This is a genomic window from Sphingobium sp. AP49 (assembly GCF_000281715.2).
Lineage (GTDB): Bacteria > Pseudomonadota > Alphaproteobacteria > Sphingomonadales > Sphingomonadaceae > Sphingobium.
This window is the reverse complement of record NZ_CP124576.1, coordinates 2,858,020-2,880,479: the sequence shown is the minus strand read 5'-3', so window position 1 is coordinate 2,880,479 and position 22,460 is coordinate 2,858,020. Positions and strand designations below refer to the sequence as shown.

Genomic DNA, 22,460 nt, shown 5'->3' with positions numbered 1-22,460 from the left:
AAATTTCCGTGATCCTGCAACGAACATCCCCGTCCTGCGGGCTGTGCGGGGGATCGGCGGCGCGACGCTCCTGGTTGGCGCGGTGCGGGATGGCACAAAAATACCGGCCGGTCCGCGCTGGGGTGGCGGCAATGGCGGCGCCGGCCGTTGAGCTGATTCTACCCGTGCCGCCGGCCTATATGGTGTCGAGGGACGGTGAAGACCAAAGCTTTTGCGTGCGTGCGATTTTGTTGTTGCAATCCTCAAGGTGGCGCGCACTATTGTTGCAATGCACAACCGGCCCCGTGCCGAGGGAGGAACGACAACTTGCCCTTCCATGAAATGTTTGAGCCGGATGGTTCGCTACGCCCCTGTTACGATGAAGTGCAGAAATGGGTGGAGCGAACAGGCATAGCCGGGCTCAACCGCCGCATGGACGAGGCAGAGGCGATCTTCCGGCGCATCGGCATCACTTTCGCCGTCTATGGCGAGGGTGGCGATCCGGAACGGCTGATCCCCTTCGACCTGCTGCCGCGCGTCTTCACCGGGCAGGAATGGCGTATTCTCGACAAGGGCATTCGCCAGCGCGCGCGGGCATTGAATGCCTTCCTGCACGATGTCTATCATCGCGGCGAGATTGTGAAGGCGGGCATCATGCCGGCCGACATCATCTATCAGAACAGCGCCTATCTTGCCGAAATGGCGGACTTTACCCCGCCGGGAAAGGTCTACAGCCATATCGTCGGCATCGATATCGTACGCACCGGCCCCGGCAGCTTCGAGGTGCTGGAGGATAATTGCCGCACTCCCTCTGGCGTGTCCTACATGCTCGAAAATCGCGAGATCATGACTCGCATGTTTCCGGAACTGTTCGGGCAGGGCCTGGTCGCGCCGGTGGATGATTATCCGGCCGAGCTGCTCAAAAGCCTCAAGGAAGTCGCGCCGCCCGCCTGCAAGGGCGATCCGGTGGTGGTCGTGCTGACCCCGGGGTCGCTCAACAGCGCCTATTATGAACATAGCTTTCTTGCCGACCTGATGGGGGTCGAACTGGTCGAACCGGCCGACCTGTTCGTGGACGAGGATCGGGTCTGGATGAAAACGACCCTGGGGCCGAAGGCGGTCGATGTCATCTATCGCCGCATCGACGACGAATATATCGATCCGCTGGTGTTCCGCCCCGACAGTCTGTTGGGGGTTCCAGGCATCTTCAGCGTCTATCGCAATGGCGGCGTGACCCTGGCCTCAGCACCCGGATCGGGCATCGCTGACGACAAGGCCGTCTATATCTATGTGCCCGAGATGATCCGCTTCTATCTCGGAGAGGAGCCGATCCTCGACAATATCAAGACCTGGCAATGCTCGAAGCCGGACGAAATGGCCTATGTGCTGGAGCATTTGCATGAACTGGTCGCCAAGGAGGTCCATGGATCGGGCGGCTACGGCATGCTGATCGGCCCGAAATCGACCAAGGATGAGGTCGAGGCCTATGCCGCGCGGATCAGGGCCAATCCCGGCGAGTTCATCGCCCAGCCGACTCTCGACCTGTCGACCGTGCCGACCCTGGGACCGGCCAGCGTGGTCGGGCGCCATGCCGATTTCCGGCCCTATTGCCTTGTCGGCAAGCAGTTGCGGCTGGTGCCTGGTGGCCTCACCCGCGTGGCGCTCACCGAAGGCTCGCTGGTGGTCAATTCCAGCCAGGGTGGCGGGGTCAAGGATACCTGGGTGTTGCAGGACTGATGGGCGCGAGTGCCTCCTTCCTTATGATTGTCCCTGATGATGCAGGGCCGGGCGCGATGGCGCCGGCCTCCACGGTGAAAAGAGCCAAGACATGCTGAGCCGGACCGCCGAAAATCTCTTCTGGATGGCGCGCTATATGGAGCGCGCCGAAGCCACCGCCCGCCTGCTGTCGATGGGACAGCGCATGGCGATCCTGCCGGGCGCGCATCATCGCGACGAATGGCGTTCCGTTGTGCGCGCGACCGGCGCGGGACATCGCTTCCCGGACGGCGTACCGGTGACGGAAAGCGATGTCGTATCCTACCTGATGCTGGATCTCGACAATCCCAGTTCCATCCGGTCCTGCCTGCTGAAAGCGCGTGCCAATGCCAAGTCGGCTCGCACCATGCTGACCCAGGACATGTGGGAGGCACTGAACGAAGGGTGGCGCAAGCTGGACAGCTATGATCTGGCTGAAGCCAAGGCCCAGTTGCCCGCGCTGATTGACTGGGTGAAGACCCGGGTGATGACGTTTCGTGGGGCGGCCCATTCAGGGCAGTTGCGCAATGAAGGTCATGATTTCCTGCGCTGCGGTTCGGCGTTGGAACGTGCGCAGATGACGCTGCGTCTGCTCGACGTAAAATATTATGTGCTGTTGCCCGAAACCGAAGTGATCGGCGGCAATCGCGATCATTATCAATGGACGTCGGTGCTATATGCGCTGTCGGGCGCGCGCGCCTATCATCATGTCTATGGCGGCACGTACACGCCCTGGCAGATCACCGACTTCCTGATGCTCAACCGGCTGTTCCCTCGCAGCGTCGCCTATTGCTGCGACCAACTGGCCTATCGGCTCAATCGCCTGGCCGGCTGGCACAATGCGCGTGGCCCTTGTCACGACACGGTGAAACAGCTGGTGAGCGAACTGGAGGAGCTCGACAGCGGCGAAATCTTCCGCCGCGGCCTGCATGAAACCGTGCAGTATAGCCTGATGATGAGCAACCGGCTCGGCGTCGAGATCGCCGAAACCTATCATTTCGGCTGAGGGGGAGAGGAGACCGCCATGAAATTGCTCGTCCGTCACCAGACCGTCTACGGCTATCCCGCGTCGGTCGGGCGCGTCGCCATGCGGCTGAAGCTGGTGCCGGTCGATACGCCCGGCCAGAACGTGCATGACTGGCAGGTCAGCATCAATGGCGAGCCACTGACCAACTTCCGTCCGAACAGCTATGGCGAGATGGAGGCGGTGTGGGTGCGCCATGATCGGCTTGATCAGGCGGTCATCATTGCCGAAGGGTTGGTGGAAACGCGCGAGACTCATGGGATCGGCGGCCTGCCGCAATGCCGCGTCGATGCGCGCTATTTCCTGCGCAGCACCCCATTGACCAGGCCGTCGGACGCGATCCGCGCGATGGTTGCTGCCCTGCCGGAAGAGGACGGGCCGCTGGCCCAGCTTCATGCGCTGTCGGCGGCGGTCAGCGACGCGGTCCACTATCGGCCGGGTGTGACTGGCGCCGAAACGACGGCAGCCGAGGCGTTCGCGCTGGGGGCGGGCGTGTGTCAGGATCATGCCCAGATATTCCTTGCCGGCGCACGCTTGCTGGGCGTTTCCGCGCGCTATGTCTCGGGCTATTTGCTGGCGGGTGAGGGGGATCTGCATGAAACCCATGGCTGGGCCGAGGCGTTGGTGCCGGGGCTCGGCTGGATCGGCTTTGATCCGTCCAACCGGGTTTGCATCACAGAACGCTATTTGCGCCTTGCCAGTGGCCTGGACGCCGATGAAGCTGCTCCGATCCGGGGCTCCGTGACCGTCGCGGGCGATATCAGCATTGACGCCGATGTCCGGATCGCGCAGGCGGAAGACGGAGTCGAGGAACGGCAATTGCAACGCCAGCAGCAGCAGAGCACGCCCACGTCCCGCTCCTAGGGTAAGGATAAGCAGGAGCCTGCGGGGCAATGACCTATTGTGTGGCGGTACGCGTGGACCAGGGGCTGGTCATGCTGTCGGACACCCGGACCAATGCGGGCATGGACAATATCGCGCGTTTCCGGAAAAGCTTCACCTATCATGTGCCGGGCGAACGGGCGATTACGTTGCTCTGTTCGGGCAATCTGTCGATCACCCAGGGGGTGAAGACGATGCTGTCGCGCGCGATCCGCGAGGCGGAGAGCGACCCGGAAGTGGAAACCATCCTCAATTGCGACACGATGCACCGTGCGGCGCAACTGGTTGGCGATGCGATGCGCACGATGCAGGGCCGCTACCGCGAGAGCATTGCCATGGATGGTGCTGCTGCGAGCGCGTCGATCATGATCGCGGGCCAGCGGCGGGGCGGCAAGCCGCGCCTCTATCTCATCTATTCGGCCGGCAATTTCATCGAGGCGACCGAGGACACGCCCTTCTTCCAGATCGGCGAGCATAAATATGGCAAGCCGATCCTCGATCGCATCATCCAGCGCGAAACGAGCCTGGAGGATGCGACCAAGGCAGTGCTGGTGTCGATGGATTCCACCCTGCGCTCCAATCTGTCGGTTGGCATGCCACTCGACCTGACGGTGATCGAGACCGACAGCTTCGACTTTCGTGTCCGCACCCGGATCGAGGCGGATAATGAGGAGTTCGCGATGATCTCGCAGGGCTGGTCCGCCGCCCTGCGCAAGGGGTTCGAGGATTTGCCCAACGTCCTCGACTGAAGGGCACGCGGGCCTCTAGCCCGCGACCTCCAAAAGCATGTCCGCGACTGCTTCCGGCTCGGTGATCATCAGGTCATGGCCGGTATCGATCTCGAAATTGCGTTGCCCCTCCAACTGGCGGGCACGGGCCTCGTCCGGGCTGTTCTGCAGAGCATGGGTGCAGTTGATGTTGGTGCGCGGCAGACGAAAGGCTGCGTCGCCATTCTCCAGCCGTAGCGGCTGGCCGAAGCATTTCCAGGGATGCGGCGTCAGCCGCGCCTCGGTCCAGGCGGCATCGGCCGGATCGGTGATGCCGAAGAAACCCGCCATGCCGGGGAAGGGCCACATCACCAGTTCGATCCCGTCGACGGTGCGGCCCATGGCACGGGTCGGTTCCATCTGCGCCGGTGCCACTATTTCAAGCGACTCCCCGTCTTTCGGATGGGCGGCATCCAGATAGACCAGTTCGTGGATGCGCTCGGCCGCGCGATCGGCAACGCCCGTGATCACCATCCCGCCATAGCTGTGCCCGACCAGGATGATGTCGGTCAGTCCCTCGAAGGTTAGGAGTGCCACCACATCCTGGATATGCGTGTCGAGGTCGATATCGGCGTTCAGCAGATGGGCGCGTTCGCCAAGGCCTGTCAGTGTCGGGCAATGGACCTCATGTCCCGCCGCGCGCAGTCGCCGGGCGACCTTCTGATAGCACCAGCCGCCATGCCCCCCACCATGCACCAGCACGAATGTCGCCATGCTGCATCTCTCCCGCTCATTATCGCCGGGATCATTTGTGATATATTGTGGATCATAACGCAATGGCGATCTTGTTGGCTGGTAAGATGAGCATGTGGCTCCGCCTTGGGTGCGCCCAAGCAAATCTCCTGCCCAACTCCTGCTTGCGCGGGGGCTGGCAGGGCCTATCTCTGGCGGCCACACGAATCGCAGCTGGAATTATCGATGACCGCCACCCACTCCACCCGCATGCTCATTCTCGGTTCCGGCCCGGCCGGCCTGTCCGCCGCCATCTATGGCGCGCGCGCGGGCCTGGCGCCGATCGTGGTGCAGGGCATGCAGCCGGGCGGCCAGCTGACCATCACCACCGACGTCGAAAATTATCCGGGCTTCAAGGATGTGATCCAGGGGCCGTGGCTGATGGAGCAGATGCAGGCCCAGGCCGAGCATGTCGGCGCGCAGATGATGTATGACCAGATTGTCGACGTCGACCTCAGCGAGCGTCCGTTCAAGCTGAAGGGCGACAGCGGCACCCTCTATGTCGCCGACACGCTGGTCATCTGCACAGGTGCCCAGGCCAAGTGGCTGGGCGTCGAGGGTGAGGAGCATCTCCAGGGCAAGGGCGTCAGCGCCTGCGCCACCTGTGATGGCTTCTTCTATCGCGGCAAGAAGGTGGTGGTGATCGGCGGCGGCAATACTGCGGTCGAGGAAGCGCTCTACCTCACCAACCACAGCCATGATGTGACCTTGATCCACCGCCGCGATTCGCTGCGCGCGGAGAAGATCCTGCAACAGCGCCTGCACGCCCATCCCAATATCAAGGTGCTGTGGAACAAGGCGGTCGACAAGTTCGTCGGCGGTGGCACACCCGAAGGTCTGGTCGGCGTCGACCTGATCGACACGGTCACCGGCGAGAAGTCGCATGTGCCCACCGATGGTGGTTTCGTCGCGATTGGCCATCACCCCGCGACCGAATTGTTCGACGGCAAGCTGCCGCTCGACGAAGGCTATATCGTGGTGGAGAAGGGCACGACCCACACCGCCATTCCGGGCGTGTTCGCGGCTGGCGACGTGACCGACAAGATTTATCGCCAGGCGGTGACCGCGGCCGGCATGGGCTGCATGGCAGCGCTCGACGTCGAACGCTTCCTCGCCGAAGCGGACTTCGAGCAGTTGGTCGAGGCGTAAATATGGCGGGGCTGGGCCGATGGCGGCTCAGCCCGAACGCCAGGCAGGCGATTAGCCGATCTTGCCCTGCAGGAACGCGACCAGCGTGCCGAAGGTCTCGAACGTGTCGCCATCGATGTCATCATCCTCGATCAGGATGCCGAACCGATCTTCCATTTCGGTGAGCAGGCCCGCGACGGCCATGGAATCCAGTTCGGGCAGGGCGCCGAACAGCGGGGTGCCCGCGTCGAACATATCGACCCGCTCCTGCGACAGGGCCAGCACATCGCGCAACAGCGCCCGCACCAGGGTTTCGATGTCGTCTGTCCGGTCGACCGGCTGAGAATTGTGCACCCGCATGATGCGCGGCTATCTAATGGCTTGGGGCCTATCCGACAAGCGCGGAAATGGCGGTACGGGCTGCGGGAATCCAGGCGGATGCCATGCGCGGATTGAACAGGTCGACCTGGTGCAGCGTCTCACGTTCCTCCATCCATTCCCGTTTATAGTCATTGTCGCCGGTGCCATAGTCGATCAGTCCGACATGATCGACGTCGATGGCGTGGGCAAACATGGCGTGGCTGAGCAGGGTGCCGGGGGACCCTTCATCATAGGCCTGGTCATGTGCCAGCTTGTGAATCAACGCTACGCCGTTCTCCACCGTCCACAACTGGGTCGCGACAGGCTGTCCGTCGAGCCGCGCGAACCCCAGCCGCAGCGTTCCGGCCGCGCTTTCCCGCTCGGCCATCGCACGCAGGAACGGGAGGCCCGGTTCGGACTCTTTCCAGCTACGCGATTGCACGGCGACATAGTCATGCCACAGGCCGTCCGTCAGTTGATCGGTGATCGACAGGGTGAACCGGCCGGCGCGAGCCTTGCGGCGCACCTGATTGCGCAATCGGCCGGGGCGCTCGGCCCAATAGGTCGCGAAATCACGGCCCTTCAGATGCAGCAAATGGCGCCCGCCCATCGGTCGATCGACCGCGAACCAGCCGGCGCGACGAAAGGCGGCGACGATCTGGTCGGGCATGGCGACGGGATAGAGGTCGATCTGGGCATGGCCGGCACGCAGATAATGGGCGATCGCCTCCAGCATCCGGCCCTGTGCCGCAATGTCCGGGTCACCCAGAAAGACCGGCGCCCAGGAGAAACTATACCAGTTGGCCAACGCGCTCAGGCGCCGTGGAGCGGGGGCCAGCAGGAACATCCATAGCTCACAATGGTCCTCGGTCAGGTGCAGGACCCGCAACGGCGTGTCGGCAAAGCAAAAGATGTGGAGCAGGCTGTGCCAGTCGAGACGATCGAACAAATTGGGGACGTGCGCACGGTCAAGCCGGTCGGCGAGCGCCAACGCAACCTCTGTCAGGGTCCGATATTCCCTTGGGACCAGCAACCGACTATCTCCCGCACGTATAGCGCGCTTAGGACAAGAATCTGGAAATGACGTTAACCGATCCCGTTATGGCATCCCCGGCATCGCGCGCTATCCTCGAAATGGCGCCGATAGACCATGTTCTGCTGCGTGGCGAGCCGGCTCGGCCTGCGCTGGACGGGCGATCGGGCGCGCAGGATTATGCCGCGCTGGAACGGACATTGGGGCAATTGGCAGGGTGGTTGGCGGGCTTTGAGCTGGAACCGGGCGCCCGGGTCGCAAGCTGGATCGCCAAAGGCACGGTCGCGGCGTTGATGCCGCTGGCGGCACCACGCGCGGGCCTGGTCCATGTGCCGATCAACCCCCTGCTCAAACATGCGCAAGTCGCGCACATCCTGGCCGACAGCGGCGCGTCGATGCTGGTCGGTTCGGCTGCGCGCCTCGATTCGCTGGCACCCGGTGATGTACCCGCTGCCTGCCATCTGCATCGCGAAGAAGACGCGGCGGCCGCGATGAGTGGCGGCTCTGGACTGCCGCCTTCTGCGGCTGGACCGGACGATCTGGCCGCGATCCTTTATACCAGCGGGTCGACCGGCCGGCCCAAGGGGGTGATGCTCAGCCACGCCAATCTGTGGCTGGGGGCGGCTTCGGTTGCCGGCTATCTGGGACTGTCGGCGCAGGATCGCACCCTGTGCGTGCTGCCATTCAGCTTTGACTATGGTCAGAACCAGCTATTTTCGACCTGGTATGCCGGCGGCTGCGTCTATCCGCTCGATTATCTGACGCCCCGGGACGTCATGAAGGCGGTCGACCGTTGGGATGTGACGACGCTGGCCGGCGTCCCGCCACTCTGGGTGCAATTGACGGAACTGGACTGGCCGGGGGAGGTCGCCGCGAAGCTGGGCCGCCTGACCAATAGCGGCGGGGCGTTGACCCGGCCGCTGGTCGCGCGACTGCGCGCGCTGTTTCCGCAGGCCGATCTCTATCCCATGTACGGCCTGACCGAGGCCTTTCGTTCCACTTTCCTGGCGCCTGCGCTGGTCGACAGCCATCCCGATAGCATGGGCGCGGCGATCCCCTTCGCCGAAATCCTGGTGGTACGCCCCGATGGCAGCCTGGCTGAGGATGACGAGCCGGGTGAGTTGGTACATTGCGGCCCATTGGTAGCGCAGGGCTATTGGCAGGACAGTCGTCGAACGGCCGAGCGTTTCCGTCCGGCGCCACCGGCTTCCGGCTATGGCGGAATGGCCGTCTGGTCTGGCGATACGGTACGACGGGATAAGGATGGGCTGCTCTACTTCGTCGGGCGTGACGATGCGATGATCAAGTCGGCCGGCAACCGCATCAGTCCGACCGAGATTGAGGAAGCGGCCGTTGCGATCGATGGCGTGGCGGAGGCCGTGGCATTGGGTGTCAAGGATGAGCGGCTGGGGCAGGCCGTCCTGCTGCTTCTGCGCGGCAGCGACCCGGAGGCGCCTGCGGCCGTCGCCGCCCATCTCAAGGCCGAATTGCCCAATTTCATGCAGCCGCGCACGATGATTATGCTTGCGCACTTCCCCCGCAATCCCAATGGCAAGATCGACCGAGTCGCGCTGGCCAAGGAGTTTGCGTCGTGAAGCCGATAGGCCCTATACCCGCCTGGTTCGCCGAAGAGGAAGGCATGCTGCTGATCGGCGGTTGCGGCGCGGCGAGTCTTGTGGACGAGGCCGGGGACACGCCGCTATTCGTCTATGACATGGGCATCATCGAAGCCCAGATCCGTCGTTTCCGTGAGGTGATCCCGGCCCGTATCGATCTCCATTATGCGATCAAGGCCAATCCCTATGCGCCGCTGCTGGCGCGTATGGCCGGTTTGGTGGACGGCTTCGACATCGCTTCGGGCGGCGAACTGGCGATGGCGCTGGATGCAGGGATGGATCCGTCGCGTATCTCCTTTGCCGGACCGGGCAAGCGCGATGACGAATTGGCGGCGGCGATCCATGCGGGCGTCACCATCAATCTCGAGTCCGAAGGGGAGGGTGCGCGCGCCCTCGCGATCGCCGATCGGATCGGCAAGGTGCCGCATCTGGCCGTCCGGGTGAATCCGGATTTCGATCTCAAGGGGTCAGGCATGCGCATGGGCGGAGGGGCCAAGCCTTTCGGGGTCGATGCGGACCGCGCCGCCGCGCTGGCACGCGCGATGATCGACGGCGGCGGGAACTGGCGTGGCTGGCATATCTTCGCCGGCAGCCAAGCCCTTGATCCCCTGGCCATCATCGAGACCCAGGCGGCGACCATCGACCTGGCGGCCCGCCTGTCCGATGCCGTCGGAACGGCGCCGCCGCTGGTCAATCTGGGCGGGGGGTTTGGCATTGCCTATTTCCCCGGGGATGAGCGGCTGGACATACGTCCGATCGGCGTAGCGCTCGATACCGCGCTTGGCGCCCTGCCCGATATCCTGCAATCCAGCGCCTTTGCGATCGAACTGGGGCGCTGGCTGGTGGGGGAGGCGGGAGTCTATCTGACCCGGGTTATCGACGTGAAGCGCAGCCAGGGGGAGACGTTCGTCATCGTCGATGGCGGGCTGCATCACCAATTGGCGGCAAGCGGCAATTTCGGCACGGTCGTGCGTCGCAATTACCCGATGGCGATCGCCAATCATTTCGGACGGGCGCCCGAAACCCAACCGGTAACGGTCGTGGGATGTCTGTGCACCCCGATCGACCGCCTGGGGGACAAGGTCGCGCTGCCGTCGGTCGTCCCTGGCGATCTGGTCGCCATCTTCCTCGCGGGCGCTTACGGTGCCTCGGCCAGCCCCACCGCCTTTCTTGGACATCCAAGTCCTCGTGAGCTTTTACTTGGCTGATTAATGTGGGATTTAACTCCTAACGGTATCTTTACCCTTTCAGGGCAAGAAGAGCGTGAAGCCATATGCTTGCCGATGGCCGTACCTTTTGGGCGGGTAGCCGGCGATGGCGGCACAAAAGGGTGAATTTTATGCGTTTCCAGCGGATTTCCAGGCTTCTGATCGGCGCGTCGCTGCCAGCCGTCGCCTTGTCGGGCTGTGCATCGACCAGTCCCGGGCCTCAGTTGCCGCCGGCATCCTTCGTGTCGACGCAGGAAGGGCCTGGCGAGGAATATATCATCGGTCCGTTGGACAATCTCACCATCTTCGTGTGGCGCAATCCTGAACTGGGCGCGAAGGTCCAGGTCCGGCCCGATGGCCGGATCACCACGCCGCTGATCAGCGATATGCCGGCCGTGGGCAAGACGCCCAAGATGCTGGCGGACGATATCAAGCTGGCGCTATCGCAATATATCGAAAATCCGCTGGTCTCGGTGATTGTCGACAATTTCTCCGGCACGTTCAGCCAGCAGGTGCGGATCGTCGGTGCGACCGAAAAGCCGGCATCCATCCCTTATCGCGCGAATATGACGCTGCTCGACGCGATGATCTCGGTTGGCGGTCTGTCTGAATATGCAGCGGGCAACCGCGCGCGGCTGGTCCGGTTCGACAAGGACACGGGCAAGCAGAAGGAATATCAGGTCCGCATCGGCGACCTGCTCAAGAAGGGCGATACCAAGGCCAATGTCATGCTGGCACCCGGTGACGTCATCATCATTCCTGAAAGCATGTTCTGATCATGGCGGGCCTCTACGACGAATTGCTGGTCATTCTTCACGGCATCTGGAGCCGGCGCTGGGTCGCGCTGGCCATCGCCTGGGGCGTGTGCATGCTTGGTTGGCTGGGCGTCTCGCTCATCCCCAACGGCTATGAATCCAAGGCACGGGTCTATGTGAACACCCAGTCATTGCTGGAGGACAAGGTCGGCATTACCCAGGTCCAGTCGCAACAGGACCTGGACCGTGTTCGTCAGACCCTGCTCAGCGCGGAAAATCTGGAAAAGGTCGTGCGCGGCACCGATTTGTCGCAGACCATTGCCGGTCCGCGCGACGTCGCCGGCAAGATCACGACGCTGCGCGAACATATCACGGTCCTGGCACAGGCCGATCCCAGCATGATCGATATCAGTGCGACGTCGGCCGACAGCGGCCTGTCCGACGGCGCCAATGCGCGGATCGCACAGCAGGTCGTGCAGAAGCTGATCGACATTTTCCAGGAGGAAAATCTCTCGGGCGACCGCGCCGAAACGCGCCAGAGCCTCGCTTTCCTTGACCAGCAGATCGCTGCGCGCGGCAAGCAGCTGGAACAAACTGATAAGCGGCGCGCCGAATTCGCGCAGCGCTATGCTGGCCTGCTGCCCGGCGCCGGCACGATCAGCCAGCGCATGGATGCCGCGCGCATGGAAATCAATAATATCGACTCGCAGCTGGTGCAGGCGCAGAGCGCGCTCAGCGCGATGAACGGCCAGCTTGCCGGTACGCCACCCACGCTGCCAGGCGTCAGTGTCGGGGGCGGTCCTTCGCCGCTGGCCCAGGCCCAGGCAGACCTTGCCAATATGCGCGCGCGCGGCTGGACCAGCAGCCATCCCGATGTGATCGCGGCGCAGCGGCAAGTTGACGCGCTCCGCCGTCAGGGCGGCGGCGCAACCGCTGCGGCCGGTGGCGGTACCGCCAATCCTGCCTATCTCTCGATCCGTTCGATGCAGGCGGAGCGCGCCGCCACGGTACAGGCACTTTCCGCCCGCAAGGCGCAGCTCCAGGCCGATCTCAACACCATGACCAGCCGTCAGATCGATGAGCCGGGCGTGGCCTCCGAACAGGAAAAGCTCGATCGCGACTATGCGGCGCAGCAGGCGCAATATGACAAGATGCTCGCCGATCGCGAAGAAATCCGCCTGCGCGGTGATGTGAAGACGGAAACCGGATCGGTCCAGTTCCGCGTCATCCTGCCGCCCAGCATGCCGACGGCACCCGCAGCGCCCAATCGGCCGCTGCTGCTGCTGGCTGTGCTGCTGCTCGGTATCGCTGCCGGCGTGGGCGTGGCCTTTGCCATCGGCCAACTCAAGGGGACGTTCCCCACTGCGGCCCGGCTCGAACGCGCCGTCGGCATTCCGGTGGTCGGCTCGATCAGCCAGACCATGGGCGCGGCGCAACTGGCGATCGACAAACAGCGCATGAAATGGTTTGCGGGGGCCAGCGGCGGCTTGGCAGCGCTTTGCCTGTTGCTGATCGTCGTCGAATTCATCCAGCGCGGCACGGCGTGAAGGAGCCTGATCCCATGAACCAGCACAGCTCGATCAAGGGGCGTGGTTCGCTCATCGAACGCGCCACCGAGATTTTCGATTTCCAGGCGGCGCTGCGTGGCCGCGCCGCACCGGAGGTCGAAGTGCCGGCCGAGGCGCCACCCGCGCCGCCGATGCTCGATCCTGTTCAGCCTGCATCCGCAGTGCCGGCCGCACCGTTTGCGCTGCGCGCCGCCGACTGGACCGGCCCGGTCCAGCCGATCGATCGTGCCCGGCTGGTCGAGGCGGGCTATCTGCTCCCCGGTGCACCGGTCACGGCAATGAGCGAGGAATTTCGCCTGCTCAAGCGCGGGCTGCTCGCTCAGTTGGACGGCAACGCACGCGGCAACCGTATCCTGCTCTGTTCCGCGCACAGCGGCGAGGGCAAGACCTTCTGCGCGATCAACCTGGCGCTCAGCCTGGCGGCGGAAAAGGACCGGGAAATCCTGTTGGTCGATGCCGATTTCGGCAATCCCGGCATTCCCGAGGCGCTGGGCCTCAACAGCGGTCCAGGCCTGATGGATGTGCTGGCCGATCCGGCGATGGCGATCGAGGATTGCGTGATCCGCACCGATATCCCGTCGCTGTCGATCCTGCCGGCGGGCCAGCGCAGCCATGCCGATACAGAATATCTGGCCTCTGCCCGTACCGAGGCGCTGCTCCAGCGGCTGACCGAGGGACGGCCCGATCGCATCATCATCTTCGACTCGCCGCCCTTGCTGGCGGCATCGCCAGCCGCCGTGCTGGCCAGCCACGCCGCCATCGCGCTGCTCGTGGTGCGCGCCGACCGTACGGCGGAAAGCGCATTGCGGGAGGCCGCTTCCATGCTGAAGGGCGGCGTGCAGGTTCAGCTTCTGCTCAACGCGGTGCGCTTTTCCGGCAGCACTCGCCGCTTCGGCAGCTATTATGGCAAGGGGGAGGCTGGATGAACGGTCGTTCCCTGCTCGCCAGCAGCCCGATTCTGGCGCTGGCGGCATTTGCCATTCCTGCCCTCGGGCAGGAGCCGGTTGCCACCAAGAAGGTCGATGTAACCCCCTATCTGGGGATCGATCAGGTGTTGATGGTGCCGCTGAAGGGCGAGGGCGATGTCCTCACCTACACCAACCTGACCGCCGGCGTGACGGTGGAGGTGCAGACGCAGCGCGTCGATGCCTCGGCCAATCTCCAATATACCCACAGCTTCGGCTGGGGCAGTGCGCTCGATTCCGATGTGCTGAGCGGCGTTGCGCAGGCCGGGGTGAAGGTGACACGCGGCCTCACGCTGCAGGCGGGCGGCATCGCCAGCCGGGTGCGGACCGACGGCTATTCGGGCGCGGCGACGATCGGCACCGAATATACCAGCCAGGTCTGGGCCGGCTATATCGGCCCGACCTACACGACCAGGCTGGGTGATTTCGATGTGCGCGGCGCCTATCGACTGGGCTATGCCCGCGTCGATGATGATGTCGAACTGAACGCGCCTGGCGCCGTCAATAATGGCGGCTTCTCGGACAGCTGGTCGCAAAGCCTGAACGGATCGATCGGCTTTGCCCCGGGCACCGTGCTGCCGGTCGGCCTCACCGCCAGTGCCGGCTATGATCGGGAAGATGCAAGCCAGCTCGACCAGCGTTTCGAGGATGTCTGGGGTCGCCTCGACGCGACCCTGCCGGTGTCGCCGACCGTCGCGCTGCTGGGGGGCGTCGGCTATGAAGATATCGAGATCAGCCAGCGCTCGCCGCTGCTCGACGCAAATGGCAATCCGGTCATCGACAATGGCCGCTATGTCACCGACAAGAGTTCGCCGCGCGAACTTTATTATGATTCCGACGGCCTGATCTGGGATGTGGGCGTACTCTGGCGGCCCAATCGCCGCACGTCGCTTCAGGCGACGGTGGGGGAACGCTATGGCGGCATGTCCTATCAGGGCAGCTTCATCTGGCAGGGGCGCAACAGCAGCTTCGGCCTGGTGGTGTTCGATGGCATCGACAGTTTCGGCCGGATGATCACGTCCGACGCCGCGGCGCTTAACGGTTCCAACCTGATCGTGCCGCGCAATCCCTTCACCGGGGACATCACGGGCTGTGCTTTCTCGCCGACGGGCGGCGGGCAATGTTTCAACGATGCGCTGACCGGCATCACGGCAGCCAACTTTCGCTATCGCGGCGTCGGCGCTCAATATTCGTCGCGGCATGGGCCGTGGGGCTGGGGTCTGGGGACTGGCTATTCGCAGCGCAAGTTCATCACGCCTGAAGGCCAGACGGTCATCGTCAGCGGCACCAAGGATCAGAACTGGTACGGTAACGGGACGATCACCTATGCCTTCAACGATCGCGACAGCCTGGATACCGCCGTCTACATCAATTATTTTGATGCCAGCAATGGCCGGCCGGATGTGCTGAACTACGGTGCGTTTTCGAGCTATTTCAAGGGATTGACCCGGCGTCTGACGGCCTCCGCCTCAGTCGGGCTGGACGCGGTCAAGGCCGATGATTTCGACACGCTGATCAACGCTATGGGCCAGGTTGGCCTGCGTTACAGCTTTTAAGGGAATTCCGGCTATAAGGATGCTCAAGAGGCACCGCTGAGCCGGGTGGAGACGAACAGATGTACGATCAGTTCTATGGATTGCAGGGACGCCCGTTCCAGCTGACGCCGGACCCGCATTTCTATTTCGAGAGCGCGACGCATCGCAAGGCTCTGTCCTATCTGGGCTATGGCCTGGCGCAGGGCGAAGGCTTCATCGTCATCACCGGCGATATCGGTGCGGGCAAGACGACGCTGGTCGGCCATCTGATGAGCACGATCGATCCGGCCCGTCTGACCGCGACCAAGATCGTGTCGACCCAGGTCGAAGGCGACGACATGCTGCGTCTGGCTGCCCAGAGCTTTGGCCTGCCGACCGACGGTGCCGCCAAGGCCCAGACGCTGCGCCAGATCGAGGCCTATCTCCACGGCCAGGCGCGCGCCGGCCGCCGGTCGCTGCTGATCGTGGACGAGGCGCAGAACCTGCCCGTCTCGGCGATAGAAGAACTGCGCATGCTCTCCAACTTCCAGTTGGGGGGGCAGTCGCTGCTGCAGATATTCCTGCTGGGGCAGCCCGAATTTCGCGATCTCGTGCGCTCGCCGGAACTGGAACAGTTGCGCCAGCGCGTGATCGCCACCCATCATCTGGAACCGATGATGGCACAGGAGGTCGAGCCCTATATTCTGCATCGGCTCTCGCTGGTCGGCTGGAACGGCAATCCGCATTTCACCGATGATGCCTTCGCGGCTATTTATGCCGCGACCGGCGGCGTGCCCCGCCGGATCAATGCGCTGGTCAGCCGCGTGCTGCTGCTGGGGGCATTGGATGAACTGTCGGAGATTGACGGCGCCGCCGTTCAGGCCGTGGTCGAGGATATGGGCATTGACGACGATGTCGCCGCCGAACCCATGGCGCCATCGGTTCTGGACAAGGCTGGCGAGCCCGAAACGGCCGCGCCGCAGCCCGAACCGCGGTTCCAGGCCGCGCCGGTGAATCCGCCCGCCATGCCGCAGGCCGATGGCTGGGCTGGGCAGTTACCACCCGACATGGTGCCGCCTGCCGTGCAGGAGGAAATCGAGGCGCTGCGCGCGGAAATCGCGTCGCTCCGTGCGATGCAGAACCGCTCTTCCTACACGTCCTCGGTCGATCCCGAAGCGCTGAAGGATTGTTTTGCGCTGGTTGATGAACGGCTGGCTGGCCTTGAATTCCGCGTCGAGGAACAGGATGCGGCGCTGCGCCGCGTGCTGACCATGCTGGTCGACTGGGTCGAGCGCGAGGAACGGGCGATCGAGCCGGAACGCAACGCCGCCGCGGCCTGACCGCCGGCGCGCGTCCGGGGGCTATCATGATGCAAAACGCCCTGTCCGTTGATGTCGAGGACTGGTTCCAGGTCGGCGCGTTCGAGCGTACGATCCGCCGTGCCGACTGGGATGGGCTGGCGCACCGGGTCGAGGGTAACACCGACGCGGTGCTTGATCTGTTTGCGCAGGCGGGTGTCACCGGCACTTTCTTCACCTTGGGCTGGGTCGCCGAACGCTATCCCGCGCTGATGCGCCGCATCGCCGATGCCGGGCATGAAGTCGCCAGCCATGGCTATGATCATGCCCGCGTCTTCACCTTCACCCCCGAACAGTTCCGCGCCGACCTGCGCAAGTCCCGCGCGATCCTGGAGGATGCCAGCGGGCAGAAGGTGTCGGGCTATCGCGCGCCCAGCTTCTCGATCGATCCGCGCACGCCCTGGGCGCATCCGATCCTGGCCGAGGAAGGCTATGCCTATTCCAGCAGCGTCGCGCCGATCCGGCATGATCATTATGGCTGGCCCGACTCGCCGCGCTTCGCCTGGAAGCCAGTGGCAGGATCGGACCTGCTGGAACTGCCGGTGACGACGGCTAAGCTTGGCCAGCGCACGCTGGCGGCCGGGGGCGGGGGCTTTTTCCGCCTGCTGCCCTATGGCTTTTCGCGCTGGGCGATCCGCCAGGTGAATGGCGAAGCGCAGCGGCCCGCCATCATCTATTTCCATCCCTGGGAAATCGACCCGGATCAGCCGCGCGTCGCCGGCGCGCCGCTGCGATCGCGGGTGCGCCACTATAGCAATCTTTCCGTCATGGCCGCCAAGCTGCGCCGCCTGACCCAGGATTTCGCCTGGACCCGCGTCGACGCGCTGGTTGCGCAGGAAGCGGCGCGCGCCACATGATCGCGGGCAATCGGGCCGATCTGGCGATCACCACGCTGGACCTTGCCGATCCGGCACAGGTACAGGCGGCCGATGCCTATGTGCTCGGCCATGGCGCAAGCACGCCCTTTCATCGTCCTGCCTGGTTGATCGCGATCGAGCGGGCGACGGCGAACCGGGCGCTGATGCTCGCGGCGGTCGCGCCATCGGGCCAGATTTGCGGCCTGCTGCCGCTCCAGCATGTGCGCAGCCGCCTGTTTGGCCAGGCGCTGGTGTCCGCCGCCTTCGCCGTCGATGGCGGTATATTGGCGGATGATCCCGCCGTGATCGCCGCCCTGGCTGCCGCAGCGCAGGACGCTGCGCGCACGCGCGGGAACATGCCGGTCGAACTGCGCGGCGGTGTCGCTCCCGGCGAGGGCTGGCGCACCTGCGAGGGCGAGCATGTCGCCTTCGTCCGCCCGCTCGCCGCCGATGACGAGGCCGAGTTGCTCGCCATCCCGCGCAAACATCGCGCCGAACTGCGCAAGGCGCTCGCCAATCCGGCGCTCAGCGTCGTTCATGGTCGTACCGCGGCGCATCTGCGTGACCATTATCGCATCTATGCCGAATGCGTCCGCAACCTCGGCACCCCGGTCTTCCCGGCACGCCTCTTCCGTGAGGTGATCGCCGCCTTTGGGAGCGATGCCGACATCAGCATCGTGCGCGATGGCGATCGGCCGGTCTCGGCCGTGCTGACCCTTTATCATGGTGACCGGGTCATGCCCTTCTGGGGCGGCGGCGGTGCCGATGCACGCCGGCTGCGGTCCAACGAACTCATGTATTACCGCCTGATGGGCCATGGCCGGGCGCGGGGCGCCGGTCGGTTCGATTTTGGCCGGTCCAAGGTCGGCAGCGGCCAAGCCGCCTGGAAGAAGAGCTTCGGCTTCGATCCGCAGCCGCTCTTTTATTATGACTGGTCGCCCACCGGCCAGTTGCGCGACGTCAGCCCGACCAGCGCAAAATATCAGCGCCGGATCGAACTATGGAAGAAATTGCCGCTGCCGGTCGCCAATCTGCTGGGGCCGATGATCAGCCGGGGTCTTGGCTAATTACGATATGTTCAGCCCTTTGGCCTATGCCGGTGCCAGGGTACTGAGGGAATGACCAGATGAATGCCATTGTCGATCTGAGCGTTATCGTCGGGGAGGCACGCCTGTCCGACCCGGCGGTCGTGGCGGAAATCGATGCCTGGGTCTGCGCGCAGGCGGGGTCGACGCCCTTCCATCGTCCGGGCTGGATCATGGGTGTGGAGGCCGGCACCGGCCAGAAGGCGATCATGCTGGTGGCGCGCACGCCATCGGGTGAGATCAACGGCGTGCTGCCGCTCACCCATATCCGCTCGGCCCTGTTCGGCAAGGCACTGGTCGGCAGCGGCTTCGCGGTCGATGGCGGCATCCTCGCGACCCATCGCAAGGCGATCGCGAAACTCGCCGACGCGGCCTGGTATCAGGCGGAAAAGCTGGGCTGCGACACGCTGGAACTGCGCGGCGGCGAAGCGCCGGGCGGGGCGCTGTGGCAGAATAAGGCGGACGCCTATCTGGGTTTCTCGCGTGCCCTTGCGGCCGATGACGAAGCGGAACTGAAGGCGATCCCCAAGCGCCACCGCGCGGAAATCCGCAAGGGCCTGGGCAACGATCTCCAGTTCGAGACCGGGCGCGACCAGCGGCTGCGCGACATCCATTATCGCCTCTATTGCCAGAGCGTCCATAATCTGGGCACGCCGGTCTTTCCGCGCGCCCTGTTCGATGCCATTCTCGACCGGTTCGGGGCAGATGCGGACATCGCCATGGTATCGAAGGACGGCAAGCCGCTGTCGGCGGTCATCAGCCTTTATCATGGCGGCGCCTGCATGCCCTATTGGCATGGCGCCGGGCTGGAGGCACGGGCGATGCGCTCCAACGAAGTTCTCTATTTCACGCTGATGCGCCAGGCGCGCGAACGCGGTCTTACCCATTTCGATTTCGGCCGGTCGAAGGTCGGCACCGGCCCCGCCGCCTGGAAGAAGACATGGGGTTTCGAGGGCGACCCGCTCGGCTATCATCTGCGCACCGCGCCGGGGAAGGAGACGCGCGACGTCAATCCGCTCTCGCCGCAATATCGGCGCAAAGTGGAATTGTGGAAAAAGCTGCCGCTGCCCGTCGCCAACCTCATCGGCCCGCATATCGCCCGGGGCCTTGGATGACGGGCGAACTGCTTTTCCTCTGCCATCGTATCCCGTTCCCGCCCGACCGGGGCGACAAGATCCGGTCCTATCATCTGCTCCAGCGGCTGGCGCAGGTCGCGCCGGTCCATGTCGGCTGCTTTGCCGATGATGATCGCGACATGGGCTTTGCCCCGGACATGGCGCAACTGACGGCCAGCCAGTGCGTGCTGATGCGCGACCGGTCGCGTATCGTCGCCGGCCTCACCGGCCTGGCGCGTGGCCAGTCGCTGCTGGTATCGCTGTTCGATCATCCGGACCTGCATCGCTGGGTCGCGCAGGTCATGGCCGAACGGCCGATCCGCGCCGTCATTGCCTATTCGGCGCAGATGGCCCATTTCGTGCCGGTGCTGCCGGCGGGGGTGCGGTTCCTGATGGATTTCGTCGATTTCGATTCGGCCAAATATGCCGCTTATGGCGCCCAGGGTTCTGGTCCGATGGGGTGGATCAACCGGCGCGAGGGCCGGGTGCTGCTCGATTTCGAGCGCCAGGTCGCGGCGCGCGCCGATATCAGCAGCTTCGTCAGCGAAGCCGAAGCCGCGCTGTTCCGCGACGCCTGCGGTCTTGGCCCGGACCGGATCGTCGCGCTCGAAAATGGCGTGGCGCTCGACTATTTCGATCCCGCGGCCGATTTCCCGGCGGTGGAGAAGGGGCCAGGACCGCTGATCGTCTTCACCGGCCAGATGGACTATCGCCCCAATGTCGAGGCGGTCGAGAGTTTCGCGCGCCAGACGCTGCCCGCCATCCAGGCCGCCCGCCCCGACGCGCGCTTCGCCATTGTCGGTCGCAATCCGTCGAAGCCGGTGCAGGCGCTTGCCGATCTCCCCGGTGTCATCGTCACCGGCGGCGTGCCCGATGTGCGCGGCTGGCTGGCCGCCGCCGATCTGGTGGTCGCGCCGCTGCGCATCGCGCGGGGTATCCAGAACAAGGTGCTCGAAGCGATGGCGATGGCCCGCCCGGTCGTCGCCTCGTCGCAGGCGGCCGAAGGCATTGATGCGGTCGATGGCCGCGATTTCCTGGTTGCGGATGACCCGACGGCCGAAGCCCAGGGGGTCCTGTCGCTGCTCGCCGATCCGGCACGTGGGGCGCAGCTTGGCCTTGCCGCTCGCCGCCGTGTCGAGGACCGCTATCGCTGGTCGGCAACGCTCGGTGCCTTGCCGGAGATGCTGTTCGGCAAGACCGAGACCGGTTCGCAGGCTGCATGACCGATCGCGCTCGCTCCCTTGGCGATGTGCCGCGCGTTGATCTTGGCGGTTGGCGCGGCCATCTGATCGCGCTCGGCGTCGTTGCGGCCGCGGTCCTGACGCTCTTTTTCGACGATCTCTATTCGATGGTCTCGATCTGGTGGAACGCCTCCACCTTCGGCCATTGTCTCTTCATCCCGATCCTCATCGCCTGGCTGGTGCAGCAGCGTCTGCCCGGCCTGCGCCAGCTGGAGCCGGTCGCCTGGCCACCGGGCCTGATCTGGCTGGGCCTGGGCGCCTTTGCCTGGCTGCTCGGCGCGGCGGCGGGCGTGGCCATGGTCCGCCATGCCGCGCTTGTCCTCATGCTTCAGGGGGCGGTGATCGCGCTACTCGGGCCGATGGTGGCGCGCGCCTTGCTCTTCCCGCTCTTCTACGCTTTCTTCATGGTCCCCTTCGGTGAGGAGATCGTGCCGCATCTCCAGTTGGTGACGGCGCATCTGTCGATGCTGTTCCTGACGCTGGCCGGCGTGCCCGCCCATATGGAGGGCATCTTCATCACCACCCCGACCGGCTATTTCGAGGTGGCGGAGGCCTGTTCGGGCGCCAAGTTCCTGATCGCCATGACCGCCTATGGCGCGCTGGTCTGCAATGTCTGCTTCCAGAGCTGGCCGCGCCGCATCCTGTTCATGGCCGGGGCGCTCACCTTGTCGGTGCTGGCCAATGGCGTGCGCGCCTTCGCCACCATCCTTGTCGCCCATCTGACCACGGTCGATGCTGCCGTCGGTTTCGACCATGTCGTCTATGGCTGGGTCTTCTTCGCGATCATCATGATCATCGTGATGGCGACCGCCTGGCCGTTCTTTGATCGCAAGCCAGGCGACCCCTGGTTCGATCCCGCGCCGCTGCAGCGTACCGTCCGGCGGCAGGCGCCGGCCGGCACGATGGCGGCCATCGCGCTCGGCATCATCGTTGCCGCGCCGCTCTGGCTGGCGGCCACCGCCGCTGCCGCTCGCCCGCTGCCATCGCATATCGACTTGCCGGCGATACCGGGCTGGACCCGCACCAGTGCCGCCCAGACCTATCCCTGGAAACCGCGCTTTGATGGCGCCGATCATTTCATCTCTGGCCGCTATGCCAACGCGCAAGGACAGGTCGTGGACCTCGTCGTCGCCGCCTTTGACCGGCAGGAGGACAAGCGCGAACTGGTCGGTTTCGGCCAGGGCGCGGTCGATCCGGACAAGGAATGGACCTGGTCCTCGCCAGCACCGGCCCCCGCCGATGCGCGCGGCGAGCAGATCACCGGTCCCGGCCCGCTGGTCCGCCATGTCGTCAGCTTCTATGTCGTGGGGCAGGGCGCACCGACCGGCAGCAAGCCGGAAGTGAAGGTCCAGACCATGTTGGCCCGGCTGCTGGGTCGTGATCCGCGTTCGATCGCGATCCTGGTGTCAGCCGAAGAGCATCCCGGCCATCCCTCCGACGCGGCGATCGCCGCTTTCCTGCGCGATCTGGGCAATGTGAAGGAATTGGCTGACCGCAGCGCGGGCATAGGCTAAGGCC

At 64.6% G+C, this 22,460-nt stretch carries 20 protein-coding genes; 17 read left to right on the top strand and 3 right to left on the bottom strand.

Annotated elements, in window-relative coordinates:
* Positions 1-306: 306 nt before the first annotated feature.
* The 4 genes from PMI04_RS13715 to PMI04_RS13700 all read left to right on the top strand — a co-directional run bounded on the left by PMI04_RS13715 (position 307) and on the right by PMI04_RS13700 (position 4,389).
* Complete coding sequence (locus PMI04_RS13715) at positions 307-1,716, top strand: circularly permuted type 2 ATP-grasp protein (protein WP_007706258.1); 1,410 nt, start codon at positions 307-309, stop codon at positions 1,714-1,716.
* A 91-nt stretch (positions 1,717-1,807) separates the two neighbouring features.
* On the top strand, positions 1,808-2,740 hold the full coding sequence (locus PMI04_RS13710) for an alpha-E domain-containing protein (protein ID WP_007706261.1): 933 nt from the start codon (positions 1,808-1,810) through the stop codon (positions 2,738-2,740).
* An 18-nt stretch (positions 2,741-2,758) separates the two neighbouring features.
* Entirely contained in the window at positions 2,759-3,622 is an 864-nt protein-coding gene (locus tag PMI04_RS13705; RefSeq protein ID WP_007706264.1) for a transglutaminase family protein, read from the top strand.
* Between the two features lie 29 nt (positions 3,623-3,651).
* The gene (locus PMI04_RS13700) at positions 3,652-4,389 is read left to right on the top strand and encodes a peptidase (RefSeq protein ID WP_007706268.1); all 738 of its coding nucleotides are present in this window, start codon (positions 3,652-3,654) and stop codon (positions 4,387-4,389) included.
* A gap of 15 nt (positions 4,390-4,404) precedes the next feature.
* On the opposite strand, the gene PMI04_RS13695 is transcribed toward PMI04_RS13700, so the two are convergent.
* Complete coding sequence (locus PMI04_RS13695; protein ID WP_007706269.1) at positions 4,405-5,121, bottom strand: alpha/beta hydrolase; 717 nt, start codon at positions 5,119-5,121, stop codon at positions 4,405-4,407.
* Positions 5,122-5,325: 204 nt separating this feature from the next.
* On the opposite strand from PMI04_RS13695, the gene trxB reads away from it, so the two are divergent.
* Positions 5,326-6,288, top strand: coding sequence for a thioredoxin-disulfide reductase (trxB, locus tag PMI04_RS13690; RefSeq protein WP_004212146.1), 963 nt, complete (start codon positions 5,326-5,328; stop codon positions 6,286-6,288).
* Between the two features lie 51 nt (positions 6,289-6,339).
* Here the strand turns inward: trxB and PMI04_RS13685 are convergent, their stop codons facing one another.
* Positions 6,340-6,627, bottom strand: coding sequence for an acyl carrier protein (locus PMI04_RS13685; protein ID WP_007706270.1), 288 nt, complete (start codon positions 6,625-6,627; stop codon positions 6,340-6,342).
* Positions 6,628-6,655: 28 nt separating this feature from the next.
* Positions 6,656-7,660 carry a GNAT family N-acetyltransferase gene (locus PMI04_RS13680; RefSeq protein WP_007706271.1) on the bottom strand — a complete coding sequence of 335 codons (1,005 nt, stop codon included), beginning with the start codon at positions 7,658-7,660 and terminating at the stop codon, positions 6,656-6,658.
* A 68-nt stretch (positions 7,661-7,728) separates the two neighbouring features.
* Here PMI04_RS13680 and PMI04_RS13675 point away from each other — a divergent pair, with 68 nt between their 5' ends.
* The 12 genes from PMI04_RS13675 to PMI04_RS13620 all read left to right on the top strand — a co-directional run bounded on the left by PMI04_RS13675 (position 7,729) and on the right by PMI04_RS13620 (position 22,456).
* Complete coding sequence (locus PMI04_RS13675) at positions 7,729-9,255, top strand: acyl-CoA ligase (AMP-forming), exosortase A system-associated (RefSeq protein ID WP_037485546.1); 1,527 nt, start codon at positions 7,729-7,731, stop codon at positions 9,253-9,255.
* Positions 9,252-10,484, top strand: a complete 1,233-nt coding sequence (locus PMI04_RS13670) for a pyridoxal-dependent decarboxylase, exosortase A system-associated (RefSeq protein ID WP_007706277.1) — start codon at positions 9,252-9,254, stop codon at positions 10,482-10,484. Before PMI04_RS13675 ends, PMI04_RS13670 begins: the two co-directional genes overlap by 4 nt.
* A gap of 131 nt (positions 10,485-10,615) precedes the next feature.
* Entirely contained in the window at positions 10,616-11,260 is a 645-nt protein-coding gene (locus PMI04_RS13665; RefSeq protein WP_007706279.1) for an XrtA/PEP-CTERM system exopolysaccharide export protein, read from the top strand.
* A 2-nt stretch (positions 11,261-11,262) separates the two neighbouring features.
* Positions 11,263-12,786 (top strand): XrtA system polysaccharide chain length determinant, encoded by a 1,524-nt coding sequence (locus tag PMI04_RS13660; protein ID WP_007706281.1) that lies wholly within the window; start codon positions 11,263-11,265, stop codon positions 12,784-12,786.
* 14 nt (positions 12,787-12,800) lie between these two features.
* A complete protein-coding gene (locus PMI04_RS13655; RefSeq protein WP_007706283.1) occupies positions 12,801-13,733 on the top strand; it encodes an AAA family ATPase in 933 nt (310 codons plus the stop codon).
* The gene (locus tag PMI04_RS13650; protein WP_007706291.1) at positions 13,730-15,328 is read left to right on the top strand and encodes a hypothetical protein; all 1,599 of its coding nucleotides are present in this window, start codon (positions 13,730-13,732) and stop codon (positions 15,326-15,328) included. Before PMI04_RS13655 ends, PMI04_RS13650 begins: the two co-directional genes overlap by 4 nt.
* Positions 15,329-15,387: 59 nt before the next feature.
* Entirely contained in the window at positions 15,388-16,626 is a 1,239-nt protein-coding gene (locus PMI04_RS13645; RefSeq protein ID WP_007706294.1) for an XrtA/PEP-CTERM system-associated ATPase, read from the top strand.
* A 26-nt stretch (positions 16,627-16,652) separates the two neighbouring features.
* On the top strand, positions 16,653-17,501 hold the full coding sequence (locus PMI04_RS13640) for an XrtA system polysaccharide deacetylase (protein WP_007706297.1): 849 nt from the start codon (positions 16,653-16,655) through the stop codon (positions 17,499-17,501).
* Positions 17,498-18,568 (top strand): FemAB family XrtA/PEP-CTERM system-associated protein, encoded by a 1,071-nt coding sequence (locus tag PMI04_RS13635; RefSeq protein ID WP_007706301.1) that lies wholly within the window; start codon positions 17,498-17,500, stop codon positions 18,566-18,568. The genes PMI04_RS13640 and PMI04_RS13635 overlap by 4 nt, the downstream gene beginning before the upstream one ends.
* A gap of 59 nt (positions 18,569-18,627) precedes the next feature.
* The gene (locus PMI04_RS13630; RefSeq protein WP_007706304.1) at positions 18,628-19,701 is read left to right on the top strand and encodes a FemAB family XrtA/PEP-CTERM system-associated protein; all 1,074 of its coding nucleotides are present in this window, start codon (positions 18,628-18,630) and stop codon (positions 19,699-19,701) included.
* A complete protein-coding gene (locus PMI04_RS13625) occupies positions 19,698-20,924 on the top strand; it encodes a TIGR03087 family PEP-CTERM/XrtA system glycosyltransferase (RefSeq protein WP_007706307.1) in 1,227 nt (408 codons plus the stop codon). Before PMI04_RS13630 ends, PMI04_RS13625 begins: the two co-directional genes overlap by 4 nt.
* A complete protein-coding gene (locus PMI04_RS13620) occupies positions 20,921-22,456 on the top strand; it encodes an EpsI domain-containing exosortase (protein WP_007706310.1) in 1,536 nt (511 codons plus the stop codon). Before PMI04_RS13625 ends, PMI04_RS13620 begins: the two co-directional genes overlap by 4 nt.
* Positions 22,457-22,460: the final 4 nt, after the last annotated feature.

Coding starts and splice junctions, on each gene's coding strand:
- PMI04_RS13620 (WP_007706310.1), top strand. CDS start 20,921: ATGACCGATCGCGCTCGCTCCCTTGGCGATGTGCCGCGCGTTGATCTT.
- PMI04_RS13635 (WP_007706301.1), top strand. CDS start 17,498: ATGATCGCGGGCAATCGGGCCGATCTGGCGATCACCACGCTGGACCTT.
- PMI04_RS13700 (WP_007706268.1), top strand. CDS start 3,652: ATGACCTATTGTGTGGCGGTACGCGTGGACCAGGGGCTGGTCATGCTG.
- PMI04_RS13695 (WP_007706269.1), bottom strand. CDS start 5,121: ATGGCGACATTCGTGCTGGTGCATGGTGGGGGGCATGGCGGCTGGTGC.
- PMI04_RS13640 (WP_007706297.1), top strand. CDS start 16,653: ATGATGCAAAACGCCCTGTCCGTTGATGTCGAGGACTGGTTCCAGGTC.
- PMI04_RS13685 (WP_007706270.1), bottom strand. CDS start 6,627: ATGCGGGTGCACAATTCTCAGCCGGTCGACCGGACAGACGACATCGAA.
- trxB (WP_004212146.1), top strand. CDS start 5,326: ATGACCGCCACCCACTCCACCCGCATGCTCATTCTCGGTTCCGGCCCG.
- PMI04_RS13675 (WP_037485546.1), top strand. CDS start 7,729: ATGGCATCCCCGGCATCGCGCGCTATCCTCGAAATGGCGCCGATAGAC.
- PMI04_RS13655 (WP_007706283.1), top strand. CDS start 12,801: ATGAACCAGCACAGCTCGATCAAGGGGCGTGGTTCGCTCATCGAACGC.
- PMI04_RS13710 (WP_007706261.1), top strand. CDS start 1,808: ATGCTGAGCCGGACCGCCGAAAATCTCTTCTGGATGGCGCGCTATATG.
- PMI04_RS13645 (WP_007706294.1), top strand. CDS start 15,388: ATGTACGATCAGTTCTATGGATTGCAGGGACGCCCGTTCCAGCTGACG.
- PMI04_RS13665 (WP_007706279.1), top strand. CDS start 10,616: ATGCGTTTCCAGCGGATTTCCAGGCTTCTGATCGGCGCGTCGCTGCCA.
- PMI04_RS13625 (WP_007706307.1), top strand. CDS start 19,698: ATGACGGGCGAACTGCTTTTCCTCTGCCATCGTATCCCGTTCCCGCCC.
- PMI04_RS13630 (WP_007706304.1), top strand. CDS start 18,628: ATGAATGCCATTGTCGATCTGAGCGTTATCGTCGGGGAGGCACGCCTG.
- PMI04_RS13705 (WP_007706264.1), top strand. CDS start 2,759: ATGAAATTGCTCGTCCGTCACCAGACCGTCTACGGCTATCCCGCGTCG.
- PMI04_RS13650 (WP_007706291.1), top strand. CDS start 13,730: ATGAACGGTCGTTCCCTGCTCGCCAGCAGCCCGATTCTGGCGCTGGCG.
- PMI04_RS13660 (WP_007706281.1), top strand. CDS start 11,263: ATGGCGGGCCTCTACGACGAATTGCTGGTCATTCTTCACGGCATCTGG.